Annotated in this window: 27 protein-coding genes; 8 read left to right on the top strand and 19 right to left on the bottom strand. The window is 50.3% G+C overall.

Annotated features, from left to right (window positions below; all coding sequences use genetic code 11):
- Positions 1–37: 37 nt before the first annotated feature.
- The 4 genes from NEV57_RS08320 to NEV57_RS08305 form a co-directional block, all read right to left on the bottom strand.
- Positions 38–2,425 (bottom strand): penicillin acylase family protein, encoded by a 2,388-nt coding sequence (locus tag NEV57_RS08320; protein ID WP_257657852.1) that lies wholly within the window; start codon positions 2,423–2,425, stop codon positions 38–40.
- 187 nt (positions 2,426–2,612) lie between these two features.
- Positions 2,613–3,128: a hypothetical protein gene (locus NEV57_RS08315; RefSeq protein ID WP_257657851.1), complete on the bottom strand. Its 516-nt coding sequence runs from the start codon at positions 3,126–3,128 to the stop codon at positions 2,613–2,615.
- A 35-nt stretch (positions 3,129–3,163) separates the two neighbouring features.
- Positions 3,164–3,964: a collagen-like protein gene (locus NEV57_RS08310; RefSeq protein ID WP_257657850.1), complete on the bottom strand. Its 801-nt coding sequence runs from the start codon at positions 3,962–3,964 to the stop codon at positions 3,164–3,166.
- Between the two features lie 144 nt (positions 3,965–4,108).
- Positions 4,109–5,011, bottom strand: coding sequence for a helix-turn-helix domain-containing protein (locus NEV57_RS08305; RefSeq protein ID WP_257657849.1), 903 nt, complete (start codon positions 5,009–5,011; stop codon positions 4,109–4,111).
- Positions 5,012–5,237: 226 nt separating this feature from the next.
- On the opposite strand from NEV57_RS08305, the gene NEV57_RS08300 reads away from it, so the two are divergent.
- The 3 genes from NEV57_RS08300 to NEV57_RS08290 all read left to right on the top strand — a co-directional run bounded on the left by NEV57_RS08300 (position 5,238) and on the right by NEV57_RS08290 (position 7,218).
- Positions 5,238–6,068: a DUF6929 family protein gene (locus NEV57_RS08300; RefSeq protein ID WP_257657848.1), complete on the top strand. Its 831-nt coding sequence runs from the start codon at positions 5,238–5,240 to the stop codon at positions 6,066–6,068.
- Between the two features lie 155 nt (positions 6,069–6,223).
- Positions 6,224–6,844 (top strand): hypothetical protein, encoded by a 621-nt coding sequence (locus NEV57_RS08295; protein ID WP_257657847.1) that lies wholly within the window; start codon positions 6,224–6,226, stop codon positions 6,842–6,844.
- Positions 6,844–7,218, top strand: a complete 375-nt coding sequence (locus tag NEV57_RS08290) for a DUF1304 domain-containing protein (protein WP_257657846.1) — start codon at positions 6,844–6,846, stop codon at positions 7,216–7,218. The genes NEV57_RS08295 and NEV57_RS08290 overlap by 1 nt, the downstream gene beginning before the upstream one ends.
- Before the next feature lie 240 nt (positions 7,219–7,458).
- On the opposite strand, the gene NEV57_RS08285 is transcribed toward NEV57_RS08290, so the two are convergent.
- From NEV57_RS08285 to NEV57_RS08270, 4 genes are all read right to left on the bottom strand, one after another.
- On the bottom strand, positions 7,459–7,989 hold the full coding sequence (locus tag NEV57_RS08285) for a hypothetical protein (protein WP_257657845.1): 531 nt from the start codon (positions 7,987–7,989) through the stop codon (positions 7,459–7,461).
- Positions 7,990–8,074: 85 nt separating this feature from the next.
- On the bottom strand, positions 8,075–8,830 hold the full coding sequence (bla, locus tag NEV57_RS08280) for a subclass B1 metallo-beta-lactamase (RefSeq protein WP_257657844.1): 756 nt from the start codon (positions 8,828–8,830) through the stop codon (positions 8,075–8,077).
- Between the two features lie 137 nt (positions 8,831–8,967).
- Positions 8,968–9,465 carry a GNAT family N-acetyltransferase gene (locus tag NEV57_RS08275; protein WP_257657843.1) on the bottom strand — a complete coding sequence of 166 codons (498 nt, stop codon included), beginning with the start codon at positions 9,463–9,465 and terminating at the stop codon, positions 8,968–8,970.
- A gap of 11 nt (positions 9,466–9,476) precedes the next feature.
- Entirely contained in the window at positions 9,477–10,364 is an 888-nt protein-coding gene (locus NEV57_RS08270; RefSeq protein ID WP_257657842.1) for an AadS family aminoglycoside 6-adenylyltransferase, read from the bottom strand.
- Positions 10,365–10,452: 88 nt separating this feature from the next.
- Between NEV57_RS08270 and NEV57_RS08265 the strand changes: the two genes are divergently transcribed.
- Together NEV57_RS08265 and NEV57_RS08260 are read left to right on the top strand one after the other, a co-directional pair.
- Positions 10,453–11,073, top strand: a complete 621-nt coding sequence (locus tag NEV57_RS08265; protein WP_307876410.1) for a pentapeptide repeat-containing protein — start codon at positions 10,453–10,455, stop codon at positions 11,071–11,073.
- Positions 11,074–11,180: 107 nt separating this feature from the next.
- A complete protein-coding gene (locus tag NEV57_RS08260; protein ID WP_257657840.1) occupies positions 11,181–11,759 on the top strand; it encodes a DJ-1/PfpI family protein in 579 nt (192 codons plus the stop codon).
- Positions 11,760–11,799: 40 nt separating this feature from the next.
- On the opposite strand, the gene NEV57_RS08255 is transcribed toward NEV57_RS08260, so the two are convergent.
- The 3 genes from NEV57_RS08255 to NEV57_RS08245 form a co-directional block, all read right to left on the bottom strand.
- Entirely contained in the window at positions 11,800–12,150 is a 351-nt protein-coding gene (locus tag NEV57_RS08255) for a VOC family protein (protein WP_257657839.1), read from the bottom strand.
- A 132-nt stretch (positions 12,151–12,282) separates the two neighbouring features.
- A complete protein-coding gene (locus NEV57_RS08250) occupies positions 12,283–12,834 on the bottom strand; it encodes a dihydrofolate reductase family protein (protein ID WP_257657838.1) in 552 nt (183 codons plus the stop codon).
- A gap of 215 nt (positions 12,835–13,049) precedes the next feature.
- Positions 13,050–13,811 carry an SDR family NAD(P)-dependent oxidoreductase gene (locus NEV57_RS08245; protein ID WP_257657837.1) on the bottom strand — a complete coding sequence of 254 codons (762 nt, stop codon included), beginning with the start codon at positions 13,809–13,811 and terminating at the stop codon, positions 13,050–13,052.
- Between the two features lie 164 nt (positions 13,812–13,975).
- On the opposite strand from NEV57_RS08245, the gene NEV57_RS08240 reads away from it, so the two are divergent.
- Positions 13,976–14,758, top strand: coding sequence for a helix-turn-helix domain-containing protein (locus NEV57_RS08240; protein ID WP_257657836.1), 783 nt, complete (start codon positions 13,976–13,978; stop codon positions 14,756–14,758).
- Positions 14,759–14,820: 62 nt separating this feature from the next.
- Positions 14,821–15,357, top strand: coding sequence for a dihydrofolate reductase family protein (locus NEV57_RS08235; RefSeq protein WP_257657835.1), 537 nt, complete (start codon positions 14,821–14,823; stop codon positions 15,355–15,357).
- Position 15,358: 1 nt separating this feature from the next.
- On the opposite strand, the gene NEV57_RS08230 is transcribed toward NEV57_RS08235, so the two are convergent.
- From NEV57_RS08230 to NEV57_RS08210, 5 genes are all read right to left on the bottom strand, one after another.
- Positions 15,359–16,381, bottom strand: a complete 1,023-nt coding sequence (locus tag NEV57_RS08230; protein ID WP_257657834.1) for an LLM class flavin-dependent oxidoreductase — start codon at positions 16,379–16,381, stop codon at positions 15,359–15,361.
- Positions 16,382–16,461: 80 nt separating this feature from the next.
- Complete coding sequence (locus NEV57_RS08225) at positions 16,462–17,031, bottom strand: DUF417 family protein (RefSeq protein WP_257657833.1); 570 nt, start codon at positions 17,029–17,031, stop codon at positions 16,462–16,464.
- Positions 17,032–17,106: 75 nt separating this feature from the next.
- Complete coding sequence (locus NEV57_RS08220) at positions 17,107–17,931, bottom strand: helix-turn-helix domain-containing protein (RefSeq protein WP_257657832.1); 825 nt, start codon at positions 17,929–17,931, stop codon at positions 17,107–17,109.
- Between the two features lie 85 nt (positions 17,932–18,016).
- A complete protein-coding gene (locus NEV57_RS08215) occupies positions 18,017–18,169 on the bottom strand; it encodes a hypothetical protein (RefSeq protein WP_257657831.1) in 153 nt (50 codons plus the stop codon).
- Between the two features lie 74 nt (positions 18,170–18,243).
- On the bottom strand, positions 18,244–19,023 hold the full coding sequence (locus NEV57_RS08210) for a helix-turn-helix domain-containing protein (protein WP_307876409.1): 780 nt from the start codon (positions 19,021–19,023) through the stop codon (positions 18,244–18,246).
- A 412-nt stretch (positions 19,024–19,435) separates the two neighbouring features.
- On the opposite strand from NEV57_RS08210, the gene NEV57_RS08205 reads away from it, so the two are divergent.
- On the top strand, positions 19,436–20,995 hold the full coding sequence (locus NEV57_RS08205) for a glycoside hydrolase 5 family protein (protein ID WP_257657829.1): 1,560 nt from the start codon (positions 19,436–19,438) through the stop codon (positions 20,993–20,995).
- Positions 20,996–21,037: 42 nt separating this feature from the next.
- On the opposite strand, the gene NEV57_RS08200 is transcribed toward NEV57_RS08205, so the two are convergent.
- From NEV57_RS08200 to dinB, 3 genes are read right to left on the bottom strand one after another with little or no spacing between them, the layout of a single operon-like run.
- Complete coding sequence (locus tag NEV57_RS08200) at positions 21,038–21,415, bottom strand: VOC family protein (protein ID WP_257657828.1); 378 nt, start codon at positions 21,413–21,415, stop codon at positions 21,038–21,040.
- Between the two features lie 49 nt (positions 21,416–21,464).
- Positions 21,465–24,401 carry a DNA polymerase III subunit alpha gene (locus NEV57_RS08195; protein ID WP_257657827.1) on the bottom strand — a complete coding sequence of 979 codons (2,937 nt, stop codon included), beginning with the start codon at positions 24,399–24,401 and terminating at the stop codon, positions 21,465–21,467.
- Entirely contained in the window at positions 24,391–25,557 is a 1,167-nt protein-coding gene (gene dinB, locus NEV57_RS08190; RefSeq protein ID WP_257657826.1) for a DNA polymerase IV, read from the bottom strand. The genes NEV57_RS08195 and dinB overlap by 11 nt, the downstream gene beginning before the upstream one ends.
- Positions 25,558–25,662: the final 105 nt, after the last annotated feature.

Below are 25,662 nucleotides of genomic sequence, written 5' to 3'. Positions count from 1 at the left end.
TGGCACGGAAAAGCGAAGCAATCGATTTTGATGCTTCTTACTCCTTAGGATTCAGGATCGTTTTTCCAGCTTCCGCAGTTGCTATTTTTTCCCTGGAATAATACAACGGGAAATATTCATCATTTGCCCAGGGTGCAAACAGGTTACTGTAGAAGGGGCTTTCCGGATTGCCGGACTGCCCGGGGCCGTTGGTGGCAATGGCGGCATCCCAATCACCGGTATTGACGATCATCCGGAATGAGGCACCGGTTGCCTGCCGGTTATTTTCACCTGTTGAACCCACGGTATACGCGTTTCCTCCCCTTGGCAGTGGCCCGAGGTTCAGCTTCTTTTGGAGGCCTTCGTTAACCAGGTTGCCCAGCGCGTGCTGCAGGTAGGTATGTTTGAACTTTTCCTGGCCATATTGCCAGTTGTCCATATCGCTGCCCAGATTTGCTGCTAGGTAATTAATCCCATTGGTAAAGGCTTCACTTAAAAATGTGTTTCGGCCTTCCCGCGAGTTCGGGCCAAACCGGGCATCAGGCGCGGTGAGCCAGCCGAGCAGTTTGGTCAGCGGTATACTGCCGATCATATCCCGGGCGGCTACCGGGATAAACCGCTTTGCGGCAAGGGCTTTTATTTCGTTTTCCCAGGCCACGTAAATGGCAGCTTCAATGGATCGGGGTGCCAGTTGGAGGTTCCAGCCGCTGAGCTGGCTCCTTGCTTCTGCTGCCCTGCCTGATAACGTAAGGGAGTCGAGCAATGGCACGAGTGTCCGCGCCGGTACAGACAGGTAATCAACCTGAAGGGCCTGCATGTCAGCTATCGTGAATTTTTGGCCGGTGCTGAGTACTTCATTGATCCGGTCGCCACGGAACGCGTCTGCCCAGGAGAATCCGATGGCATCCCAATGGTCATAATCTTCAGGTGTGACATTTTGGTTGGCCGTGGCAAAAAAACCTTTTGATGGATTCAGCGCATGGGGTTTTTCGGTGATGGGCAGGTAGCCGTCCCACTCGTACCGGCCGTCGCCGGGCACGGGAACAAGGCCGCTGAAATTCCGGCGGATGGGTGCAATGCCCACGGCCTGCCACCCGATATCGCCGGCTTGGTCTGCCCAGACCATGTTTTCGCCGGGGATATGGCTGTAGCTGCAGGCTTCGCGAAATTCGTCCCAGTTTTTGGCCTGGTTGAACCGCAGCGAAGCCATATAGGGTGCGCCTCCGGTCTCGAGCCATGCACACCGTACAGCATAGGCCTTATGGTGTATAGAATCCGTATATACGACCGGGCCGTGCCGCGTATACAGCAGCTCCACGGTTACGGCCTCCTGGCCTTTCACGGAAATGGTTTCTGAAATTGTTTCCATATCCGACCATTCGCCCCGGTATAGGTACTGTTTCGGGTTGTCCGGGTTGGTATCATAAACATAGAGGTCTTCGCCATCGGTGCTGAACACCGTAAGCCCCCAGGCGCCGTATTCATTATGCCCGATGGAAATGCCGGGGATCTCGGGCTCGCCGCCGCCGATAACGTTCCACCCCGGCGCAACGAGGTGTGCCATATACCGCAGGGAGGGGACGGTGATAGCCCGGTGCGGGTCATTGGCCATATAGGTGTTGCCATCTGCCGTGTGTGCGCCGCTGATGATCCAGTTGTTGCTTCCGATGGAAAGGATATCTTCCTCTTTTTCATCATACCGTTGTGCCAGCGCTGCTGTGTCCGAAGGGCGGAAGGCGGTCTGTATATCCTGCTGCTCAAATTGCAGCGGCGCACGGAAGGCGTTATAAAGTTCCAGAATATCGGCAGACAACAGTTCTTTATTGATGCTGGGGTCCAGGTTGATGTCCGGGTCCATTGGGTGGAACCAGGAAAGGTCCTTCGTTACGTCTGCGCCCAGTGCGGCAACGGCCCGTCCGGTTTTCAGTTCGGCGCCGATATTACCGAGGAGGCCCTGGTGCCTTGATATGACGACTTCAGGGGTCCACTTTTCGGGGACGATGCCCAGCACGTTGAACTCGACCGGCAGCTTTTCAGGGGTCTGCCGTATTTCATCGATATAGGCATTTACGCCATCGGTAAACGCGGTGATGATTTCGGCCCCGTCGCGGTGGTAATGGTTCATTTCCGCTGTGATATCTCCACGGAATCTGAAAAGCCTGGTGCCTATGTCCCGCTTCAGTTCGCGCGGTCCCAGCATTTCGGCTACGGTACCGGTGGCCTGCCGGCGCCATATTTCAAACTGGAAAAGCCGGTCTTTTGCCGCTGCATACCCTTGGGCGAAAAACAGGTCGTGCTGGTTTTTCGCATAGATGTGGTTTACCCCCCACTCATCGCGTATGATTTCAACCGGTTCATGTAATCCGGTAACGGTGAGCTGGCCGTCCGTTGCTGGACTGCAGGCATAAAGGCATAATACAGCGAGGATATGGGTAATTAGTTTCATTTAGTTAGGGATATGATTGATTACGAAGTTCTTAAAAATAATCGGTAATAAGGAATGCGCTGCAGGAATTTGCAGCGCATCATGCCCTAAATACCGGATGCCCGCCCCGGCAAGTAACTTACGGTGTAATCACGAAATATATCCGTTTTATCTGAAACGAAACGCTGCCTGTGATGGCTGCTGCAGGCTAACGGGCCAACCGGAATACGATATCACCCTCCACCCGGTACATCTGCCGGAGCTCGGCCTCGGACTGTCCAGTGTAGAAGGCCATCATCCGGTAGTAATCATCCTGCTGGCTGGTGAGTTTCATTGTTGCAGCATCAGATAGATCGACGTACAGCACTCCGGGATAATTGGCAACGGTTAGCTTGTTGCCACTTAAGGTATATGGGCCGAAGTCGAAGATTTCGGCCTGGTCTTCAAGCACGCTCAACTGGTTGCCGCTTTGGAAAAAGAAGATTTTACTTTCCCAAAAAGTGCCCAGGGGTGCTTCCGTTTCGGGAATACCGGGCACGTTGACAAAGAGCTTTCCCTCGACATGGGTGACCTTCCATTTTCCCTGTATTGTTTCGTTTTGGATAGGATCGGCCTGCGGATCATCTTTACCACAGGCAGCAAGAAACAACGTCAGGGTTAAGAGTGTGAATGTGATTTGCTTCAATAAGCGCGAAAATTCAAGTTTATATATTAGCGTATACATCGGTCGGGACGCATTAAGTTATTGAAATAAAAAGATTAATCTTCAAGTTTGAAATAAGCGGCAGTCTGTGCCAGGTTGTTGAGATCGACTCCGTTGGACCGGGCATTTGCCACAAGCCCCTTTGGAATAATAACGTACTTAAACTGCAGTGAATAATTCAACTTAACGGTGTTGGAGTTGTCATGAGCAAAGCGGAGTAGGCGTAGCGCATACGGCTGTGTATAGAAACTAACCGTGCTTACTTTGCCGCTGGCAGCTGAAACGTAAGGGAGGTTAAAAGCGGTTAGATGATTTGAATCGTAATACCGCATGTACACCATGACAACCGAGTTTGCCAGCCGGGTTGGTGTAAACTCCGGCGCCCGGATTCCTCCGATGCTGTAGTTGGAACCGTCAAACACCGTGTCTTTGACCCGGTTCAGCAGGTCTATCGGATACGGTGGAATCTGCTCGGAGGTGGTAATGCTTTTCCACAGGGAGGAAAACACATTGGCGTTGCCATCTTTGCCATTTTCGCCATCTTTGCCGGCGGGACCAGCGGGGCCGCCAGGGCCGCGGGGACCGGCGGGGCCCTGAATACCGTCCTTTCCATCCTCTCCATCGGCACCGGCTGGACCGCGCGGGCCGGCGGGGCCCCGGGCGCCATCTTTACCATTAGTGCCATTTTTGCCGTCAACGCCATTTTTGCCATCAATGCCGTTTTTCCCGTCAACGCCATTAATGCCATCTATCCCATCCAACCCGTCTATCCCGTCGTCGGGGCTGCAAGCCGCAACCGCAAATGCGGCAATAAAAACAAATAAAATTGTTCGGAAAAGGGTGTTTGTTGCTTTCATAAGTTCCTGTATGTAGATGTTAGCCTGTATGGGTTGATTCGCAACCCAAAGTAGCGGGCAAAACACGGAAAAAGCTATACAAAAAAATAGCATAAAATCGTCAAATGGATTTTATGCCATGGATTGTCTGGTTTCAGGGGGTAATCAGGCGTTTCGTTGAATATAATGCAGTATCTGATACAATGAGGTATCCCGGTATCGCTGCATCTGCTCGGCATCGGTTGCAAAACCTTCTTCCATGGCCTTTTTCAGTGGGTCAAACAGGGCTTCCCACTGCCTCCGGTCCTTTGGAACCGCACCGGTAAACTGCTTAAACTCGCGGATAAAGTGGTTCTGATCAAAATAATCAAATTGATGTACGATGTCGCCCCAGCCGGCATCGGGGTTTTCTCCCAAAAATTTCTGAACAGCGGTAAACCGCGCAACCCGGCCGAATATTTTAGGGGTAACGCCTATCATTTCCGAGAAATAGCGGGTAAGCCCGGAGTGAGACATGCCCACGGTGCTGCAGAGTTCCCTGATCTGTAAATTTCCCCTGCTTTCCGTGATTTGCCTGCAGGCGTTGATAATCCGTTCATCCGCATACCTCGTCCTTTTCTTCAATTCGGCCAGAAGGAACTGTTCAATAACCCGCAAACAATGGTCTTCATCGTGTAAATGGGATTCCAGTTCGGGCATAAAATCCTTCAGACCGGGAAACAGCTCCGTGGCATCCGACGTTACATTATGCAAGGCTGCTTGCTCCAGGCCAAAAACGGAATAAGCACCCCACGGAAGAAAATCTACGTTGATGATGCGAATATGTTCGCGTGGTGTATAACATACGGATACGGAATGCTGCCCGGCAAAAGCAACCCGATAAGCCACCGTATTGCCTGTGAAATAATCGGTTACCGACGGATCGGTATTGAGGAACAGGGTAAGTGATGTGGCATTGTCTGGCAGAAATTTGGTTTTTGAAAGCTCTTCTGCCGATAATTCGGCATAGGCAAACATTAAAATATGCGCTTTCAGCAATGGATCGGAATCATAAAATTTTACATGCATACTATTGGTTGATATTTATGGATAAATACCCGGCAATATCTAAAAAAACAACTACACTTAAGCCGTGTATCCTGATTTTGAATTCGGTTTGCACACCCGACTTTGATCTGTCTTTCCATCCCGCGGTAAACCGAGCGTAAAATGGAAAATCAATTTGATACCTTTGGATGATAATTTTACGGAACGATGGGGACATTATTAGGTATGTGTATTAACAGCATTGGGCATGAGTGATTTTGCATTAAAGGTAGTAGCAACCATTATTGGCGTGGGCGCCGCTTCGGGATTGTTTTTCCGTGATGATTCGGTATACGTGATTTCCGACGACAGCAATTACCTGTACCGTTACTCGTTATCCGCCAATACGCTCAGCAAGGTACTACTGGTAGCCGACAGTCTTGACGAACAGCTCCCCAAAAAGCAAAAACGGGATTTTGAGGCGGTCGCAGCCGACGGAGACCGGTTTTATATTTATGGGTCGGGGTCAAGTGACAACGGGAAACGGAACCTGCGGATTGCGCTTGATATGGAAGGCCGACAACCGGATACCGTTGAAGATGTAACGCATAGCTATGCCCGGCTAAGGGAGCTCGTCGGCCTGACGGAAGACGACTTTAACTTGGAGGGCGCCATCCATCGCGACGGGAAAGTCTATCTGTTTAACCGGGGGAATGGCCCTAACCAGATGAACGGCATCTTTAAGCTGGACGCTGCAAGCCGGGACACGACCTTTCTGCCTGTAGAATTGCCGGAACTGGGTGGCGTGCGGACTGCCTTTACCGATGCGGTTGCGGTGGGCAACACGGTATACTTTCTCGCCGCCGCTGAAGACACAGAGTCGGTGTACCATGACGGAGCCGTAAACGGGACGCTACTGGGTACGTTGTCGCTGCCCGACCTTACCCTGGAGGATTACACCCTGATTTCGGATGCACATAAATTTGAGGGAATAACGTTTGTTGCAGCAGACACAAAATACCTGACGTTTTTCCTTTGCGAGGACCCGGACAACGGCGAACAGACGACTGCCCTATACCACCTGAGGGTGAACCGTTAACCGGACGTCGGTCACTTACTGGCTGTGCCCGGCGCGGTACGTTCCGTTTTCGGCAACAACAACCAGGTCGGTATCCGACGCTGAACCGCTTAGTGATTGCACAGTTCGAAAAAAACAGTTCCGGGGGAACGGTTCTCCGATAAATCCTGTTATTTTTGAAAGGCGGATCAATCATAGCGCATGTCAGCAAGAATGGAACAATGAATCCGGTAAACATTTTATTCTTTGTACTGGCTTCCTTCATGGGCATGGAGGAAGCCAGGATTGTAAGCAGGAAAGTTTCGGTGACGTTTAATCCTGCCACTAAAACCATTGAAATAGCACAGGAAGATCTTTTTTCCATCATCGTAATGCCGGAAGATAGCGTTGCGGTAGTAAATGAGCTGCAGCGGATCCTCGTCATTGCACAGCATGGCGAAAAGGCCGGGGAAAATGGTTTTACCATAGAAAAGGTTTTGCTACACAGCAGTAATCTACTGCTGAATGCCGATATACAAGTAAGTTACACCGACCCCGAATCGCTGGAAAAGGCCGGTATTGGTTTCGATGCGGCAACTGGGTTCTCGATGATAAATATCCCCGAGTGGAATATTCGGTCTTCGACCGCTGTTTTGGAGGGAAATTACTGGACGTGGCCGCCGGACAAGCCCGTTACTTTTGTCATGGAGGCTTTTGAACATCTTCCAGAGGGGTATGCGGAATATAGACGAAGTATATTACCTTTCTGGGATCGCCTGCAAACAACTGGTTATTCATCCCCTAAAAAAGAGAATTAATGGAAGGTACAATTGGAATAATCGCAAAAATTATGATCGGCGTAGTGGCATTGGAACATCTATACATTTTATGGATAGAAATGTTTGCGTGGGAAACGAAAGGAAAGAAAACGTTTACTTCGCTACCTAGTCATCTATTTGCGGAGACGAAAAACCTAGCCGCCAACCAAGGGCTTTACAATGGCTTTTTGGCAGCCGGCCTGATTTGGTCTTTGCTGATTGAGGACGCTCACTGGCAGCAGCATGTCGCGTTATTCTTCTTGGGCTGTGTGATTATAGCCGCCATTTACGGTGCGTTGACCGCAGCTAAAAGTATTTTTTTTAAACAGGGCCTCCCCGCTTTGATTGCATTTGTTTTTACGGTGATTGCCTAACCAGCACGCAAACCAAAATCAACGTTTCACGCCCGGCAACGACTGACAGCCCGGCACCTTATGGATGGCAAGGTAATATTCATCGACAAGCATTGTGGCGTTCAGGGCTGCCAATCAAGTTTAACTGAGGTTCAAAATGATGGCAATGGTCCCGGACAGTTAGGTGAGAATGCTTAAAATACGGACATAGCCTGACCGTTGAAAAGTGTCAGGATTCCCCAAGGTTCTATCACTGCCGCTTCAGAACGAATAACCGAAGGAAACATAGGGCAGGTAGGGTATGAAATTGCCATCAAATAGAATGGGCGAAAGTCCCGCACGGAAATTAAATCCACCATCGACAGGTTGTTTGCGGTAGCCGAAAACGAGAGACCCCAGGGCCTTGCTATCCGTTGTCCGGTCAGTATATTCCGCATTGCCGGTCCAATAGTGCGCGTCGTACGAATTGCTCACATACGATGCACCGATACCCATTTCGAAATAGTGGCCGGCTTTGCCCAGCAGGTAATTCAGTTGTACCGGAATGGTCAGAAAAGACTCGCCTTCTATCGAAAAATAGCCGATACCGGCCCGGGCACCTAACCCGTTGCGTGTCTGCTGAAACCGGACGTCGTAATTGGCTGAAATAAAACCGGGACCGCCCAGCTCTACATAAAACGACTGGGCTCGGTTGCCTGTTTCGTAAAAGTCCACTTTCCGTTCCTGTGCTGCTGCTGGTGCGCTCAAACACGCAACCAATAAGCCGAAAAATAATCCCTGAAGATACTTCATAAACCAGTTTTATTATTTCCGGCAAAGAGAATAAAAATAATGCGGTTTTCAAAGCAGTATAGTCGACACGCCATTGCTACCTGCCTTATCGGTAAGGTGCGAATAGCTTGATGGTATAATCAAGCAGTGAAACATCTCCGGGGATACCGTGGCCGGGGATCACTTGCGTTGCTTCGGGATAGGCTGCCCTGGCACGGCTGACCGTGGATGACCAGGCGCCAACAGAAGCATCGCCAAGATACCCTTCACCGGCACCCAGCTCCTTTACCAGACAACCGCCGAACAGGACGTGGGCTGCGGGAAAATAGCCGATGACATTATCACGGGTGTGCCCCTCCCCTACAAAATCCGCAATGACCGGCTGGCTACCAACAGCGAGTTGAAGCTGATCATCAAAGCCATGCTGTGGGACGGGCGCATGGTTTTCCTGTGCAAACCGCTGGGTGAGCCGGTTAGCATAAGATGGGATGCCGCGGCGATGAAACTCATTGAGCCCGCCCAGGCAGTCATCATGGAAATGGGTGGCAATAACGCCGGTAACGCGGCAATGTAACCGGTCTTCGATCCACCGGATGAGTTCGGCAGAACTGCTATCCGTGGTTGGTGTATCAAAAATGATGGCTTCGCCTCCGGAAACGACGATCATACCATTACAGGGTACCTTACCGAAGTCGTTGGTCTGGAGAAAACAGGTATGCACGTAAACGCCTTCGGCGATGGGCCGGATCACCAGCTCATCGGTAACCAGGCTGTCCCGGCCGGCATCGAGGGTTTGTCCAAAAAGCAGCTGCGTTGCTATCAGGCAGGAAAAAAGCAGCAGGAAAGCGGGGCATTGTTTCATCGGTATGGGGGTGTCAGATAGCAAAGATACGACAGGAATTAACTATTCAAACCGGGTGCGCGCTTAATATCGGTAAGCGCGTAAAGATGAGCTTCAGTCTTTAAATACATCGATTGTAGCGCCACGCAAATGACACATCAAAACGGCCTTGATAACTTAAGTTTCTCCGTAGGCAGGTCATCTTCATCTCCAATGAAATAGCGCCTGAAATTGAACCTTTCAAGTAGTCTTTTAGACGCTGCGTTGTCAGGGTCAATAATACCGATGACATCAACCGTTGGGGCAACCGCATCGGCGAGGGCGAGCAACTCCGTGCAAATCATTGTACCGTAACCCATGCGCCAAAATGGCTTTTTCAGTATATAGCCTATTTCAAGCAATGTTTGGTCTTTTTGATAACGCTCCAGTTTACAATCACCGATAAATATGCCGTCTGCATCGTAAACCTTGAAGTATCCGATTTTTTCTTCCCTTTCATTTATTTCCATGATGGAGCGGAATTTTGTCCGGGCTTCCTGCTCAGTTAATCCTTTTCCGGTAATATATTGCATTAGGATATCGCTGCGCACCAATTCGTAATAGTTATCGAAATCAGCCGGATTATACTTAGTTAGCGTAAGTGGACGTTCAGTCATCGTATATGTTATTAATCAATATTTTTTTGCTTTATGGCACTTAAGTATTGCCTAATGTCCTTTTCCAGCTGGTAGGGATAGGGATAGCCGAGCTTTCCGGCGAGTTCAACACCCAGCTCATTTACCAAACCTGCCATGGCAAACAGTGCATCCCAGTTATCCTCCACACTACTGCCGGCAAAGGTATGTTCTATTTTACGCCATAATGCCGGCGACAGGTATTTTTTAAAGAGTCGGCCGTACTTATTGGTTGTGATGCTCCAGTTATGCTCACTTGCAATTTTCCACTCAATCAAAGGGAGCAAGTACCCGGTGCGGATGTTGTTCTCCGACATAAACTTGGCAAAGAACAGTTCATCCCGTGCAAGGCATTTCGCAACGTAAGTGGTATCCCACCAGAAATCGTTTAATACCTGCCGGAACTGCTGTTCGGTGGGCCGCGTGATTATGGAAACCTGGTAAGTCGGCTTTTTCAGCTGGTGGGTCAGCTGGTCTTTATCCACCAGCACGCGGTAACCAATATCCCAGTCCTCAGGCAGTACATCCTGTTTCGCTTCTTCCAGGAATTTGGCCTTGCTATACAGCTTAAAATCAACTTTTACCTGATCGTCATACAGTACCATTTTCATCGCGTGCTTATGGTCAAAATAAGAATCGTCTTCCTCAACCATGGCAATCGGCCGGCCGAAGGTTTTCACCCATTCGGCATCGGTGACATAATGCGCATTGTTTTCAAAAACAAACTCGATATCAAGGTCGCTGAAATCATCCACCGGTGCCATTGGGTTGACCAGGGAACTGGTGAGCAATACAACCCGGATATCATGATTCTCCTCAGCCCATGCTGTAATGCGATGTAGCTTCGCTGTTCTTACTATTGATTGATTGCTGTATTCCATATGAAACCCGTTTACGGCATTTTGCTTGCTGAATGTACTCCCGGAGGGCCGCCCTGCCATCTTACAAAGGTATGTTTCGAATGGGTTAATGGTGGACACCCTACCGGCTTATTTTTGTATTTTTGCTCAAACGACAGACAGGCTGATGCAGGAAACATATATACAGGATAAAACTTTTGACCGTAGCGATGTGCCGGCCCAGGGCGAATATGAAAGTTGTATTTTTAACAGCTGCAACTTTGCCGACGGCGACCTTTCCGGTTTTAAATTCTCGGAATGCACATTTAACAATTGCAATTTCAGCATGGCAAAGCTGAATAATACCGTTTTTCAGGACGTAACGTTCAATGGCTGCAAGATGCTGGGCCTTCGGTTTGATACCTGCGATAAGTTCGGGCTTTCTTTTGCATTCGCGGACTGCCTGTTAAATCATACATCGTTTTACGGCTTAAAGATCAAAAAGACGATTTTTGGAAACTCGCAGCTGCAGGGGGCGGATTTTTCGGAAACGGACCTTACAGATGCCATATTTGACAATTGTGACCTGGCACAGGCCACTTTTGACCGTTCGGTACTGGAGCGGGCCGACTTCCGGACGGCGTTTCATTATTCCATTGATCCGGAAATCAACCGGATTAAGAAAGCGCGGTTTTCCGTCGCTGGCCTTCCCGGACTTTTAGGCAAATACGGCATTAATGTGTCATTTTGATTGGTATGACGTGAATTCCGGTTTAGCCCAATAAAACCCAACAGGCACACGCATTCGGGTTTTTATTCGTTAATATAATATTGTATCAACATCAAAACTTCATCATCATGGCAAAGAAAGTATTATTATTGGTTGGCGACTTCGTGGAAGATTATGAGGCCATGGTGCCGTTTCAGGCCATGGGATCAGTGGGCATTGAAGTACACGCCATTGCCCCCGACCGCAAAAATGGAGACGTGGTACCAACAGCAGTACATGATTTTACCGGCGACCAAACCTACAAGGAGCTGCGTGGCCACAATTTCGCAATCAATAAAAATTTTAACGCGGTGGACCCGGCGGAATATGACGGGCTGTACATCGCCGGCGGCCGGTCGGCCGAATACATCCGCCTCAACCAGCGGGTGCTGGAAATTACGCAACACTTCTTTGAGGCTAATAAGCCGGTAGCTGCTATCTGTCACGGCATTCAGGTGTTAACAGCAGCAAAGGTATTGAAAGGGCGGACACTGACCGCATACGTGGCTGTTGGACCCGACATTGAACTGGCCGGAGGGACCTGGAAAAATGTCCCTGCGGATCAGGCGGTATTGGATGGCAACCTTGTGACATCCCCGGCCTGGCCGGGACATCAGGAGATTCTGAAAGCGTTTTACAAGCTGTTAGGTATTTCTATTTCGGTATAATCGTCATTCGCGTAATCGGCAACATTGGTGGAAACCGATGCTATAAATGTGCAAGGATATTGACCAGTTTTCCAAAGGGGTCTCTCACAAAAAACCGCCGTACACCCCATGGTTCGTCAACTGGTCCGTATTCGATTGCAAATTCCGATGCACTCATTTTTGCATATGCCGCTTCGATATCATCGACTTCGATCGATAGGTCCGGCATAGGGGTACCGGAACCACCTGCTGTTGCGAAACTGATTTGAACGTGCGCACTTGATTCATTGCCGTAGGTGGTTATCCATCCGTGATCCATCAGGATTTCAAGTCCCAGTACATCTCCGTAAAAACGCTTTGCCGCGCCAATTTGGCCGGCACTTATATTGGCCACTATCCGTTTGACTCTCATATCCAATCGATTATGTTTCCGGGCAGTTTGACAACGCTACCTACTATATATGGAAGTCATACAAAAATAGTGCAAGTATCCCGTACTTCATATTTGGCACATCCCCGGATCGGTCTGGTTTGACGGCTTGCCTCACTTCTTTATCGGTTCATAATAAAGCACGATCGCACCCGAGCCAAACGTTTTAGTTTTTGTGAGCTTCAGAAATTTCATATCGCTGATGTTTTTAAATAACGGCAGGCCCTTCCCCGCGATAATGGGGTGGACACAGAGCTGGTATTGATCGACCAGGTTAAGTTCCGTTACGGCCACAGTCAAACTCGGGCTACCCACCAAAATATCTTTATCTGATTGCTGCTTGAGTATTGAAATTTCTTCCTCTATACTTCGCGTTGCTATCCGCGCACTTTCCCAGTCTGTCTTTTTCAGCGTCCTGGAAAAAACAACTTTGGGTGCCATATCCATGATTACTGCGAATTCGTCTATTGACTGGTTGCCGGTGGGATTTTTCACAATCGGTGGCCAATACTCCATCAGCTGATAGGTTATCCTCCCGTATAGCATGGTGCCGGCACTGCTTAACAGCGCACTGTAATGCTCATGTAATTCATCATCTGCAATCCCGACCGTGTGGTCGCAAAACCCATCAAGCGTCATATTGATGGCCGCTATTACTTTTCCCATGTGATTTCCTTCAGTTTTTAATTGCTGTGCTTCGCCCGGCCGCGGGCAGCACAATTACACAAAGATACCGTTGCTATGCTGCAATCGGGTGGGAAAAGAAGACAAGCTGCAGGTGCAAAAAGGACAAAATGCATGAAGCATGCTACTGCCTGCAACAAAAAAGGTGTCCCCCATCGGAAGACACCTGTTGTATACGGACTGCTTACAACTGCTCATCAGGCCATGGTCATTCCCCCATCGATGACGAGTTTAGTACCGGTGATAAACTTACTGTCATCGGAGGCCAGGAACAGTGCGCCTTTTGCGATATCGTCATTTGTTGCATACCGGTTCAGCGGAATACCGGCTTCAAAATTTTTCTTGGCTTCCGCTCCAGAACCAGGGGCATAGCCTTCTTCCAGTGAACGCATCATGCGGTTATCGACTGGCGAGGGGTGGATGCTGTTAACGCGTATTTTTCTTGGAGCTGCCTCCAGGGCGATGGCCCGGGTGAGGCCGATAACGGCGTGCTTGCTGGTCACGTACGGACTTACAGCGGGCGAACCGGCTAATCCGGCAACAGAAGAGGTGTTAATAATGCTTCCGCCATCGTTCATTGCGGGCAACACGTATTTAATACCCAGCCATACGCCCTTGACGTTCACGGCTATTAACTTATCAAATACTTCTTCGGGATACTCCTCAATGGGTTTCACTACGCCCTCGACACCGGCATTATTAAAGAATACATCAATCTTTCCGAATGTTTTTACCGTATGCTGGACATATTTCTGCACGTCGGCAGCTTTGGTAACATCAGCGGCGACATAACTCACATTTTTGCTGTCCAGTGTGGAAGCAACCTGACTCAACGCCTCTTCATTGATGTCAACCAAAACGACCTTTGCTCCTTCTGCTAAAAATAATTTTGCAGCGGTAGAACCGATCGCTCCGGAGCCTCCGGTAATTACGGCTACCTTGTTTTCTAACTTTGCCATTATTTCTATGTTTTAATTGTATAAATCTGATTCCTTATTCACAAAAATCGGGTTTTAGCCCCTGGATTTCCTTAACTTAGGTTAAGAATGGGCTGTCCTGCAGCCAGGAAACAAAAAGAAAACTGAATTTGTTTTTGAACCCCACGCAGCTACCTTTGTATACCATGAACTTGCAGCGATACGCTATCATACCGGAACTGCAGCCCTTCATCAAACTGATATGCACGATGGACTGCGATGACGATGCGGATACCCGCCACATACGTGTGCTGCCCGACACCTGCGTGGAGTTGTTTGTAAATTATACCAGCACGCCGGTGGCAATTATCGGCGATGAACTGCATCGGCGCAGTATCGTCACCTTCAGGATGAGTAAGCCGATGGATGTACAGATGCGCAAAGGGTCGGGCTGCCTGGCCATCTGCTTTTTCCCGGGCATGGCTTATCGGTTCATGTCCCTGCCAATGCACCTGCTGACCGACACCACCACAGCGGCGGAAGAAATATGGAAAGGCTTGGCGGTCGAATTGGAAGACAAGTTGGCCCATGCGGCTGACAATCGCGCCCGGGTTATGATTGTACAGCAATACCTGAGCGGACTGCTGGCCAAGAGCAGGCAGGATCCACAGGTAGCCTGCTGCTTGCAGCGGGTGCAGCTTTCGGACGGTCGGCTAACTGTAGGAAAACTCACCGGAATCACGGGCATGAGCCAGCGACAGCTTTCACGGAAGTTTCAGCAGGCCGTGGGATTATCACCGAACGCGTATTTACGGGTAAACCGGTTTATCCGGTCGTTGCAGCACCTAAAGCGCTATCCGCTTCACTCGCTTACCGAAATAGCCTATGAAAGCGGCTATTACGATCAGGCGCATTTCATCCGCGATTATAAAGACTATGCGGGCTATACGCCCGGCGAGCTGGCACAGGCCCGGCATATTTTATATTGATGTCCGTTTCGTACAATCGGCGATGAACCGAAATCCGCAACTTTGCATCAAAACGAGAACAAATGCGAAAAGTAATTTTAGGATTGGCGGTATCGCTGGATGGATACATCGAAGGGCCCAATGGCGAATATGATTGGTGTTTTACCGATCAGGATTACGGGTTGAATGAATTTTTCTCGCGTATAGATGCGGTCTTCATCGGCCGGAAGAGTTACGAGGTTGCCCAGGCATACGCAAAGGAGAATGACGGGCAGCTGGCACCCGGTATGCCGCCTGTGAAAACATATGTGTTTTCAACCACCTTGAAAAGCTTAAAGGACAGTGCGGTGCTGGTATCGCACAATGCGATCGATGAAGCACGTAAAATCAAAACACAGCCGGGTAAAGCCATCTGGCTGTATGGCGGTGCCTCGCTGACCGATGCCTTCATGCAGGAAGGATTGGTGGACGAGTTGTGGCTGTCGGTTCACCCGATACTATTAGGTGGCGGAAAACTGCTCTTCCGCCCCCGGGATAACCGAACGCGACTGACACTTCTTGAAAACAAAACGTACGAGACGGGGCTGGTATCGCTCAGGTATCAAATTGATCACGTTTGATTTACCGCCAGCCCAAGCCAGGCGCCACATGTTCCAGAATAGCGGACAATACGTGTACGTTGTATGTTACACCTAAGGTGTTGGGAATCGTCAGCAGGAGTGTATCAGCCTCCTGAATGGCCTCGTCCTGCGCCAGTTCCTTGATAAGCTGGTCCGGTTCAGCCGCATAACTGCGTCCGAAAATGGCCCGCTTGTTTTGTTCAATAAACCCGACCTTATCGACCCGGCCGGCCTCCTGTCCAAAGTAATAGTGGTCCTGATCGGTTACCAGCGCAAAAATAGACCGGCTTACTGAAACCCTTGGTTCGCGATCATGCCCCGCTTTTTTCCACGCTTCCCTGTACAGCCTGATCTGCTCGGCCTGCTGCACGTGGAACGGCTTACCGCTCTCGTCGTATTTTAGGGTAGAACTCTGCAAGTTCATTCCGTTTTCGGCGGCCCAGATGGCGGTAGCATTGGACGCGGCGCCCCACCAGATACGCTCACGCAGTCCTTCGGAATGGGGTTCCAGGCGCAGCAGGCCCGGTGGATTCGGAAACATCGGACGTGGGTTAGGTTTGGCAAACCCGACTCCTTTCAGTTGCTCCAGAAATTCCAGGCCCTTACGGCGTCCCATATCAGCATCGGTTTCTCCTTCGGCCGGTTCGTAACCGAAATAGCGCCAGCCGTCAATAACCTGCTCGGGCGAACCCCTGCTGATGCCAAGCTGCAACCGTCCCTCCGAAATTAAATCGGCAGCACCGGCATCTTCTACCATATACAGCGGATTTTCATAACGCATATCAATCACTCCGGTACCGATCTCTATTTTGCTGGTTTTGGCGCCAATGGCCGATAGCAGTGGAAAGGGCGATGCCAACTGTTCCGCAAAATGATGTACGCGGAAATAAGCGCCATCCAGGCCAATTTCTTCGGCAGCAACAGCCAGGTCAATGGATTGCAGCAACGTGTCGCTGGCGGTACGGGCGCTATAGTTGGGATGATTGGACCAATGGCCAAACGACAGGAATCCGATTTTCTTCATAAGCTCGCTTTTGGGTACTGCGGTTTACAAAGGTAACGATTATTCGTTTTGCGAAACAGGCCACTGCATGAAAAGACAGCTTAGCGTTGGAGCAGCCGCTGCGCGGCATCCGACGCGGTAATCAGTCCCGCTGCCAACATAATCACGTCTTTTAGCACCAATCGTCCGGCCCCCGAGAGGTAGGGAAACCCGTAATGCGGGGTGGGAAAATCTCCCCCCAGGTTCGGCACGTATACTTCCGGGGTGGTGATCAGGAAAGATAATGTGACCAGCGACATCAGGAACGTAAGAAGTCCGCCGACCAGCCCCAACCCCGGCCACCAGATCCCGGCCAGGGTGAGCAATCCGATCAGGACAATAACCGTACCCAGGCCATACGAAAAAAGGTAGGTTCTATTTGCCTTGTGCCATTCGATATTTTTCGTGACTGTCTTTCCCTCGGGATTCTTATATTGCTGGTATTCCGGGGCATCCTTCGAATAGAAAAACTGCATCAGCGGACTGTTTGCAACGAACGGCACGATGCCATCGGCCTCATATTGAAAGGCCTTGAGTCCACCGATCCACGCCATAACGATAAAAATGGAGATGCGCAACAGATGAACGAGGTTCCGCTGTGCGCCGGCAAGGGTGTGTAGTATCGAATTCATACGCATGCTATTTTCAGTACGAAGATAGCAGGTACAACCGCGCCGATAAATGGACAAAAGCGTATTTGTAATGGATTATTTTGATGCGGCGATGGAAATACCGACCTGTAACCGGAAATCAGTGGGTGAGACACCAACGTACTTTTTAAAGTACCTGCTGAAATAATGTTCGTCATCAAAATGCAGTTTCAGGGCTATTTCCTTAACCGACAGGTACGTGAGGTGCAGGAGCTTCTTGGATTCCAGCACCACGCGTTCCCGGATAAGTGCTGATGGTAACCTACCCAGCTGGCTTTTTATTTTCCGGCTGAACACATCGGACGTCAGGTTCATCTTTTCGGCATAGAAATTCACGGATCGCTGTGCCGAAAAGTTAGCCTCAAGCAACTGCTGAAAGGCAGCCCCTTCCGGCATATCCGCTCCTTCGGCAACGACATCGAGGTCGACCTGCTGCCTTTTTTCCTTGCTTGACAATGCCAGAATAAGCTGGAGGTATGCTTTTAGGACGGCTGCCGAAAATGGCGTGTCATTACCCAGCTCGTTATCCATTCGCTGGATGATGCGCTCAATTTCACGATACGTTACAGCAGGAACGGTTACAAAGGGCTGGAGGTAAATATTATTAAACAGCAATCCATTGCATGCCACTTCCTTTTTGTGGTACTCGATGCAGTAAAAATCGCCATGAAATAAGACCTGCATAACCGGTTGTGAAAATGGCCTTTTCCAGGTTAAATGTTGGTAAGGGCTAAGGAACAGCAGCGATGCGGAATCAGTTCGGTACAGGGTGAAGTCGATCACTGCCTCCACGGGATCGGGAAGCAAAAAAACCTGGTACAGCGGACTGTCTTCCGGTTGATGTTGAATTTGCGGGTGAACGGCGCTGACCTGAATAAGCATGCCCGAAGTTACACTTTTCGACGGATTCCGCCGCACCGGCTTTGCAGGAGGGACAGGAAATCCCGGATACGCTTAGCCGTTATTTCTATTTCGTAACGCCCATGCGTACCGGAATCTCGTTCATAGGAAAGGCACAGGCGATCAACCCAATGGTTATGATTAAGGCCATCGCTATCCGGATGGCGTAGCTGTCATCGGGGGTTAAACAGGTTCCAAATACCAAAACTTCGTTTTCCATATTTTTCAATTTAAAACCTGGAATAAAGGTACGGGAAGGATAAAACCAGAAATTGAACAAATCGGTCAAAGCGATTATTGCGGTTTTTTTAACTGCAAAGGTCTTTTACCCGTGAATTTCTTTATGTTTCGTATAAAATGCGACTGGTCGGCGTAGCCGTTTTCATAAACTACATCGGTCAGTTTTGAAAAATCACCCGTGGAGAGCTGTTCCAATGAGGTTTGGAACTGTATTATTTTCGCGAATTTCTTTGGGGATATTCCGACATAGCGGCTGAACTTTCGCCGTAATGTTCTTTCGGTGGCATGGAGGTGCCTGGCCAGGTCATTGACAGCAATGGTACCTTTATGATCCATGATCACCTGGATGGCTTGCTGAATTTCCCGGTATTCTTCCATTCCTTTTTCCCGGGCTAATTCCGAAAGAAACCGGGCCGCAATTTCAAGCTGCTGGCTTATTTTGGAAGCGGCATCCAACGCCTCCAACGGGTTTTCCACCGCCGCCCACCGGAGGTTGGAAAGATCATAACAGTCGTCATTTAACTTTTTGGGATCAACATCAAACAACAACTTGGAAGTAACGGGGTATAACTGAAAAACGATCATTAAATAAGGGCCTGTGATCAACAGCTCAAAGGGTTCGATCATCTGCCCATACAGGAAAAAGGAGGTAAGTATTTTTTTCTTTGGAAGCAGTACACCTTTTTCGGATTGAAGGTACACAATTCCCGGATAGCCATCCGCAAAAAACGGAAGCTTGGATTTTTTTGGACCGGCCGTTTGTTCCAATACAAAAACTTCCTTAACGAATAGTTCCAAATCGTGATCGGCTATGATTGTCGTGGGATCTATCAACTTTTAATCATTTATTTTGCACGCTTTATCTTTTTATATGACGATTAAACAGACACAATATTACAAATAAATTTTACCCATGCTTTTGTTATCTCGTTGATTTATAATTTATACAGACTTATTCTTCGCGTTTTTAAACGTATGATACACCTTCAAATACCTAGATAAGGATATTCAAAGTCGCTTAAGTATAAGGCGGACAGAGCCGGTGATAACGGACACTTTTGAATATCCGCAGATTCATAACACGGGGAAGGAGTCGGCATTGACCCGACAGCAGGGTGACCGGTCGATGCCGGAGGATAGATAGTTTGGTACAAAATTTGAGTTTATCCGAAGGCTTTTTCATACAACCTGCGTTGCATTGAAAACAGTATAGCGGTTTACATCAACACAACTTAAACAATTGTACATGTTTCGTGGAATTTATCTTCTTTGTTTATTATTCCTGACCCTGTCTTTGGGTTCATGTACGAAGAAAAAGGCGGATATCGTTTCTCCTCCCGACAGTTCGAATCCTGACAATCCAAATCCTGACCCGTCTCCCCCTCCCGGCCCCGGACCTTCCGACTTAAACGGGTTGTTCCTGTACGGTTCCAACATGGGCAGTTACGCGGGCTGGTCCGACGAGCAGCTGGCCGAACTATTAATGGGTAATCCGGCAAAAAATATTGCCGGTGCGGGAGTAAACAGCCTGCGCCCCGCGCTATACGACCGTTTTGTACAGGAATGGGGATACGACATCCGGGTTAACGCTTTTGAAATGTACCGCCAGCTGGGCGGTAGGGACCACGCCGTTTTTCTCAATGGGCCTGCGGATGGGCACCGGGAACAGAAAAGTTACTGTAATGGTGTGCAGTCGCAAACTTTTGCCAACCTATATGAACCAATATGGTCTGCCGCCGGAGAGGTAAATCCCAATAATTATTACGCCAGCTATGTTTACCATACGGTAAAGACCTACGGACCTTATGTAAAGTACTGGGAGGTCTGGAATGAACCGGATTATACTAACAACTGGCCTGCAAGCCAGACCTGGGCGCAGTCAGACCCCAGTCCCTGCGATTTACCCAATTTTGCCGCACCGGTACAGTCGTATGTACGCATGCTCCGGATTACGTATGAGATCGTTAAGCAACTGGATAAGGATGGCGTGGTTTGCGTAGGTGGTCTGGGTTATCCCGGCTTTCTGGATGCGGTATTACGCAATACGGATAACCCCAATGGCGGAGGCGTGAGCGCCGATTATCCCAAAAAGGGCGGTGATTGGTTCGAGGGGTTAAGTTACCACGTATATCCGATGTATTCATTGGGAAATAACCGTAATTCGGATGCAGCCGCTGCTGCTGTTATTAATCTTAAAAATGAGTTCCAGGCGGTGCTGGATAAATACGCCTACAATGGAACGGCAAACCCTGCAAAAACATTCATCGTGACCGAAACCAACGTTCCCCGTAAAGCCATTGGCAACTACGTTGGCAGTGACGAGGTACAGCGGAATTTTTTAATAAAAGCCGCCATAGTGGCGCAAAAAGCGGGCATCAACGGACTGTACATCTACGGTCCTTCCGAGAACGTGCCTTTGGCCCAAGCCACCGACCCGTACCAGGTGATGGGTTTTTACCAACAAATTACATCCGGTCCTTACCAGGCAACCATTACACCCGGGGGTATCGCATGGCGCACGGTGAGTGGTTTATTGGCCTCCCGGCAATACGACCCGGCTGCAACGGCTGCATTGCAACTGCCATCCAATGTTGACGGCGGGGCTTTTTATAGTGCCGCCAATGACGACTACCTATATGTGCTGTGGGCCAAAACCGGCAATGCGTCGGAAACTGCCGCCGCGCAGTACAGTTTCCCCGCATCCCTGGCCATTAAAACGGCTACACAGTTCGATTGGGAAAATAAACAGACCAGCGTAACCAATACCATTTCATTAACCGGATCGCCTGTATTTATTAAACCTTAGCATGCCGACTGCATTAGCTGTGCCGCTACACAAATACCGCAGCTACTTCCCTACGACAAAATGCGGGTTATAGATCAGCCCGATAATATTGTCCCACGGGTCCTTGACTTTGGCCACGGCAATGCCGCCACCGACATCAGTGGGTTCCTCAAATGCCACTGCACCTGATTTGATGAAGTGGAGGTACGCCCCGCGGAGATCTTCTACACCCCAATAGGCGACCCCGCTCTCGGCCTTATTTTCCGGTGCGGTGCGTTCGGGCTGTAGGCCCAGCTCATAGCCGCCGATATTGAAACCGACGTAAAAGGGTTCATCGAAATACGGCTGGGTACCGAATGCTGCGGCGTACCAGCTTTTAGCCAACGTGATGTCCGCGACCTGGTAAATGGTGGTACGGAGTCCTAAAATTGCATGTTCCATAATTATTAATGTTTAACGTTATTGTTTCGCTTAATTGATGATGTATTCATTATTCACTCCTGGGGTCGGCCTTGAGCGGCATTTTTGCACAGCGGGTAACTTCCAGCGTTGGGCAGCCAAAATCGACCACCACTTTACCCTCAATAAGGTATAGGCCGGTGCCCCGCAGCGGGTACTGATGCAGCGTTTGCGGGAAATGCACCGTATCAAAGAAATCACCCCGCGCGTCGAACCACGTACCAAACTTCATTACATCGCCCCGTTTAGTCCGCGTTTTTTTATCGATTACAAAATCGCCGACCATGCGGATGGTCCGGCCTTCGTACGCAAGCAGATCGGCCGCCATTACCTCGCCGCGGTAGTTACTCCGGGCCAGGTCAAACGTACTGCCTGATACAGGGAACCCAATGAGTTCCAGCTCGTCATACAGGTCTTCCACGGGCGAGGTCTCCAGCCGGGGCAATACGGGTTTGCGGCGCAGGCTCTCAAACAGCGGTGGCGCACCCTCCGCGCCCGACCGCCTGTTACCCGACAGCAACAGGTGGGCTTCCCAGAGCAGCGCTTTCTTTTCTATCCCCGTGAACCGCAGCGCCCCGCAGCGGATAAGTACAACCAGCTGCTCCAGCGCAGCTCCGGTGCGCAGCACAAAATTCTCCAGACTGGTGTAATTACCGTGTTCTGCACGCGCTTCGGGTATGCGGCGTGCAAGCCGATCTTCCAGGTGGAGCAGGCAGTCGAAACCAAGGTAGATGTCGCTGCCATATATCGTGGTGTTGAAAACGCTGTGGTTTACACACGGCAGGTGAAGCTCCGCCCCTGCCCTTCTGGCTTCATTAACATAAACTTTCCGGTTGTAAAAACCTCCGTAGTTGTTGAGCACGGCCACCATGAACTCCCTGGGATAATAAGTTTTCAGGTAGAGACTCTGGTAGCTCTCCACGGCGAAAGACGCGGAGTGTGCCTTGTTGAAGCTGTAGCCCGCGAAGCTCTCCATCTGCCGCCAGATTTCGCGGCTAACCTGTTTGTCATAACCACGCGCCCCGCAATTGGCGAAGAACCTGTCTTCAATCTCGGTCAGGGGTTTCTTATCGCGGTACTTGCCACTCATCATACGTCGCAACACGTCGGCATCGGCCATATCCAGTCCGCCGTAAGCATTGGCGACCTTCATCACGTCTTCCTGGTAAACCATCACGCCGTAAGTCTCCTCCAGCTGCTCCCGGAATACAGGGTGCGGGTACGTCACGGCCGTCGGGTCGTGATGCCGCCTGATGTATTCGGCCATCATGCCGCTACTGGCCACACCGGGACGGATGATGGAGGATGCTGCCACAAGGGTGGGGTAATTGTCGCAGCGCAGTTTGGTGAGCAGCTGCCGCATGCCGGGCGATTCGATGTAAAAGCAGCCGATGGTGTTGGCGCTGCTGAGCTGCGCGGCGATCCGGGGATCGGTAAAGAAACGTTTAGGGTTATCGGTACTGATGGTTTGCCCGGTATTTGCCTTGACGATCTCCCGGCAGTCTTTGATATGCCCGATGCCGCGCTGACTGAGGATATCAAATTTCTCGAAGCCGATATTTTCGGCCACATACATGTCCAGCTGTATGGTGAGCAGTCCCTTGGGTGGGTAATCCATGGCGGCATAGTGGGTAAGCGGCCGCTCGGAAATGAGTACACCCGAGGCATGGATGGAACGCTGGTTGGGGAAATCGGCCATACGGCCGTATACTGAAAGAATTGTATCGGTAACCTCATTCTTGTTGAGTACGTGTTCCGGTTCGTGCACAAGCCGGTCGATCTCTGCTTTAGGCAGGCCGTATACTTTGCCCAGTTCGCGCAGGATGCTGCGGCTACGGAATGTGCTCATCGTACCCATTAATGCAGTGCAGGGGTATTTATTGAAAATGTAACGGTATATATCATCCCGTTCATTCCAACTGAAGTCAATATCAAAATCGGGCGGAGAATCCCGTTTGGGATTCAAAAACCGCTCAAACGGCAGGTGCAGCGCAATGGGGTCGACATCGGTAATACCCAGGCAATAGGCCACGGCACTGTTGGCCCCGCTGCCGCGGCCGACGTAGTGAAAGTTCCGCTCACGGGCATAACGGCAGATATCGTCGGTGATGAGGAAATAGCTGGCGAAGTGCCGCTGCTCGATAATTTCCAGTTCATGTGTAATGCGCACCCATGCCGTCTGGTCCTCTTTTCCGTAACGCCGCGCGAATCCGTCGGCCGTATGCTGATACAGACGCTGTTTGTCGCCATAGTGGCTGTCCGTAAATACCTGCTTGTTTTTTATCACCTTGAAATCGAAATCGAAGCAGCAGTTGCCGAGTAACCTGCGGGTATTATCGATAAGCTGCGGGAAATCGCGGTATAGCGCCAGGAGCTCGGTCCTGGGTATCAACACCTCATTTTCCGCAGCCAGCATCTGCGGTTCCACCTGGGAGAACAGCAGGTTGTGATCGATCGCCCTAAGTTGCCTATGGAGCTTGTACTCCTGCGGGTCAAAGGTGACGGGGGCCAGCATAACGTACCGTTGCTGATGGGCCACAGGTTCCACGCGGATGCGGGTAAGCTCCGCCGGGCGGACGCCAATGTATTCGTTGTCACGCAGCTGCCGCGGGTTGACCGTACCGTAGGGATAAACAACGTACACGTTATCGAACTCCGGTGCCCGTGCAGGCAGGTCGCGATTGGCTCGGTTATACTGCGTACGTAGTTCATTGAGTTCCCTGAAGCCATCACTGTTCTGCGCAATACCGATATACAGCAGGGCATCACCGTTACGGTATTCCATTCCACCGAGGATATTCAGGCCTTCCTTGCGTCCCTTCTGCAGGAAATCCAGCGAACCGGTACTGTTGTTGATATCGGTGAGCACGGCCGTATCATAACCGTGTTGCTGCATACCGCGTAGTAAATCCTCCAATGACAGGGTGCCGTAACGCAGCGAAAAATAACTATGCACGTTAAGTAGCATGGATACCCCCCTCCTCCGGCAGGCAGATCCCTTTCATGATGTATTGCGCGCCGAAACGTGTGCGGATACGATCCATGGCCTGCATGAGGTTCACTTCCTCCTCGCTGTCATTAAACAAATCTACCTGATAGGCGCCATGGATAAGGTGCGAGAACTTGACGCCGACGAGCCGGATAAGCATCCGGCGGCTGTACAGCTTCTTGAACAGCTCCATCACGGTGTCGGTGAGTGTCCGGTCCGAGTTGGTATACGGGACGCGTAGCTGCTGCGTATGTGTATCAAAATTGGAATAGCGGATTTTCAGCGTAACACAGCCCGTGAGCTTGGCATCGCGCCGGAGATCGAATGCCAATGCATCTACCATGCCGACCAACGTACGGCGCAGCAGGGTAATGTCGATGGTATCCTGATGGAAAGTGGTTTCCTTACTCATCGATTTCTGCTCACGGAACGGGACCACGGGACTGTCGTCCAGCCCGTTGGCCTTACGCCAGATGGTTACCCCATTTTCGCCCAATACCCGCCGCATCGTGAAAACCTCCATCTCCTGCAGCGTGCGGATACGGTGGATGCCCATATTACGCAGCAGTACGTACGACTTCTCGCCCACCATAGGAATCTTGCGGATGGACAGTGGGGCGAGGAAAGGCTTCTCCGTACCACCTGCAACATGATGCTCGCCACAGGGCTTGGCCTCGCCGGTGGCGATCTTGCTGACGGTTTTGTTGACAGACAGTCCGAAGCTGATGGGTAGCTTTGTTTCCTTCATGATGCGCTGCCTGAGTTCCTGCGCCCATTTCCAGCAGCCGAAGTACCGGTCCATGCCGGTGAGGTCGAGGTAATGCTCGTCGATGCTCGCCTTTTCTACCACGGGTGTGCATTCTTCAATGATTTCGGTAACCGTACCGGAATATCGGCTGTACCGGTCGTGATCGCCCCGCACCACCACTGCCTCGGGGCATAGCCGGAGCGCCAGTTTCATAGGCATGGCGCTGTGCACCCCAAAACGCCGGGCTTCATACGAACAGGATGCTACCACGCCCCTGTCACTGCTCCCACCAATCAGCACCGGCTTACCGGCCAGTGCCGGATGCTGCAACCGCTCCACCGACACGAAAAACGAATCAAGATCGCAATGAACCACGTGCCTTTCCATATCGATTGCAATAAACTAATTATTTTAGCAAATACAATAATCGGAAACGCTATTTTAATTAGCAAATAAAATAGCACATAAAACACATAACTAGCTGATATTTTG

It is taken from the genome of Parapedobacter lycopersici, from assembly GCF_024643285.1.
Classification (GTDB): Bacteria; Bacteroidota; Bacteroidia; order Sphingobacteriales; family Sphingobacteriaceae; genus Parapedobacter; species Parapedobacter lycopersici.
Note: the sequence above shows the minus strand (reverse complement) of the source record. Positions and strands in the feature narration are given on the sequence as shown.

Excerpts from the sequence above, each read along its gene's own strand:
- NEV57_RS08245 (WP_257657837.1), bottom strand. The coding sequence starts at position 13,811 with ATGGCAAAGTTAGAAAACAAGGTAGCCGTAATTACCGGAGGCTCCGGA.
- NEV57_RS08235 (WP_257657835.1), top strand. The coding sequence starts at position 14,821 with ATGCGAAAAGTAATTTTAGGATTGGCGGTATCGCTGGATGGATACATC.
- NEV57_RS08305 (WP_257657849.1), bottom strand. The coding sequence starts at position 5,011 with ATGCATGTAAAATTTTATGATTCCGATCCATTGCTGAAAGCGCATATT.
- NEV57_RS08315 (WP_257657851.1), bottom strand. The coding sequence starts at position 3,128 with ATGTATACGCTAATATATAAACTTGAATTTTCGCGCTTATTGAAGCAA.
- NEV57_RS08240 (WP_257657836.1), top strand. The coding sequence starts at position 13,976 with ATGAACTTGCAGCGATACGCTATCATACCGGAACTGCAGCCCTTCATC.
- NEV57_RS08255 (WP_257657839.1), bottom strand. The coding sequence starts at position 12,150 with ATGAGAGTCAAACGGATAGTGGCCAATATAAGTGCCGGCCAAATTGGC.
- NEV57_RS08195 (WP_257657827.1), bottom strand. The coding sequence starts at position 24,401 with ATGCTACTTAACGTGCATAGTTATTTTTCGCTGCGTTACGGCACCCTG.
- NEV57_RS08220 (WP_257657832.1), bottom strand. The coding sequence starts at position 17,931 with ATGCTTATTCAGGTCAGCGCCGTTCACCCGCAAATTCAACATCAACCG.
- NEV57_RS08200 (WP_257657828.1), bottom strand. The coding sequence starts at position 21,415 with ATGGAACATGCAATTTTAGGACTCCGTACCACCATTTACCAGGTCGCG.
- NEV57_RS08300 (WP_257657848.1), top strand. The coding sequence starts at position 5,238 with ATGAGTGATTTTGCATTAAAGGTAGTAGCAACCATTATTGGCGTGGGC.
- NEV57_RS08270 (WP_257657842.1), bottom strand. The coding sequence starts at position 10,364 with ATGGAATACAGCAATCAATCAATAGTAAGAACAGCGAAGCTACATCGC.
- NEV57_RS08215 (WP_257657831.1), bottom strand. The coding sequence starts at position 18,169 with ATGGAAAACGAAGTTTTGGTATTTGGAACCTGTTTAACCCCCGATGAC.
- NEV57_RS08265 (WP_307876410.1), top strand. The coding sequence starts at position 10,453 with ATGGTGGACACCCTACCGGCTTATTTTTGTATTTTTGCTCAAACGACA.
- NEV57_RS08230 (WP_257657834.1), bottom strand. The coding sequence starts at position 16,381 with ATGAAGAAAATCGGATTCCTGTCGTTTGGCCATTGGTCCAATCATCCC.
- NEV57_RS08275 (WP_257657843.1), bottom strand. The coding sequence starts at position 9,465 with ATGACTGAACGTCCACTTACGCTAACTAAGTATAATCCGGCTGATTTC.
- NEV57_RS08285 (WP_257657845.1), bottom strand. The coding sequence starts at position 7,989 with ATGAAGTATCTTCAGGGATTATTTTTCGGCTTATTGGTTGCGTGTTTG.
- NEV57_RS08225 (WP_257657833.1), bottom strand. The coding sequence starts at position 17,031 with ATGAATTCGATACTACACACCCTTGCCGGCGCACAGCGGAACCTCGTT.
- NEV57_RS08310 (WP_257657850.1), bottom strand. The coding sequence starts at position 3,964 with ATGAAAGCAACAAACACCCTTTTCCGAACAATTTTATTTGTTTTTATT.
- NEV57_RS08260 (WP_257657840.1), top strand. The coding sequence starts at position 11,181 with ATGGCAAAGAAAGTATTATTATTGGTTGGCGACTTCGTGGAAGATTAT.
- NEV57_RS08205 (WP_257657829.1), top strand. The coding sequence starts at position 19,436 with ATGTTTCGTGGAATTTATCTTCTTTGTTTATTATTCCTGACCCTGTCT.
- dinB (WP_257657826.1), bottom strand. The coding sequence starts at position 25,557 with ATGGAAAGGCACGTGGTTCATTGCGATCTTGATTCGTTTTTCGTGTCG.
- bla (WP_257657844.1), bottom strand. The coding sequence starts at position 8,830 with ATGAAACAATGCCCCGCTTTCCTGCTGCTTTTTTCCTGCCTGATAGCA.
- NEV57_RS08320 (WP_257657852.1), bottom strand. The coding sequence starts at position 2,425 with ATGAAACTAATTACCCATATCCTCGCTGTATTATGCCTTTATGCCTGC.
- NEV57_RS08250 (WP_257657838.1), bottom strand. The coding sequence starts at position 12,834 with ATGGGAAAAGTAATAGCGGCCATCAATATGACGCTTGATGGGTTTTGC.
- NEV57_RS08290 (WP_257657846.1), top strand. The coding sequence starts at position 6,844 with ATGGAAGGTACAATTGGAATAATCGCAAAAATTATGATCGGCGTAGTG.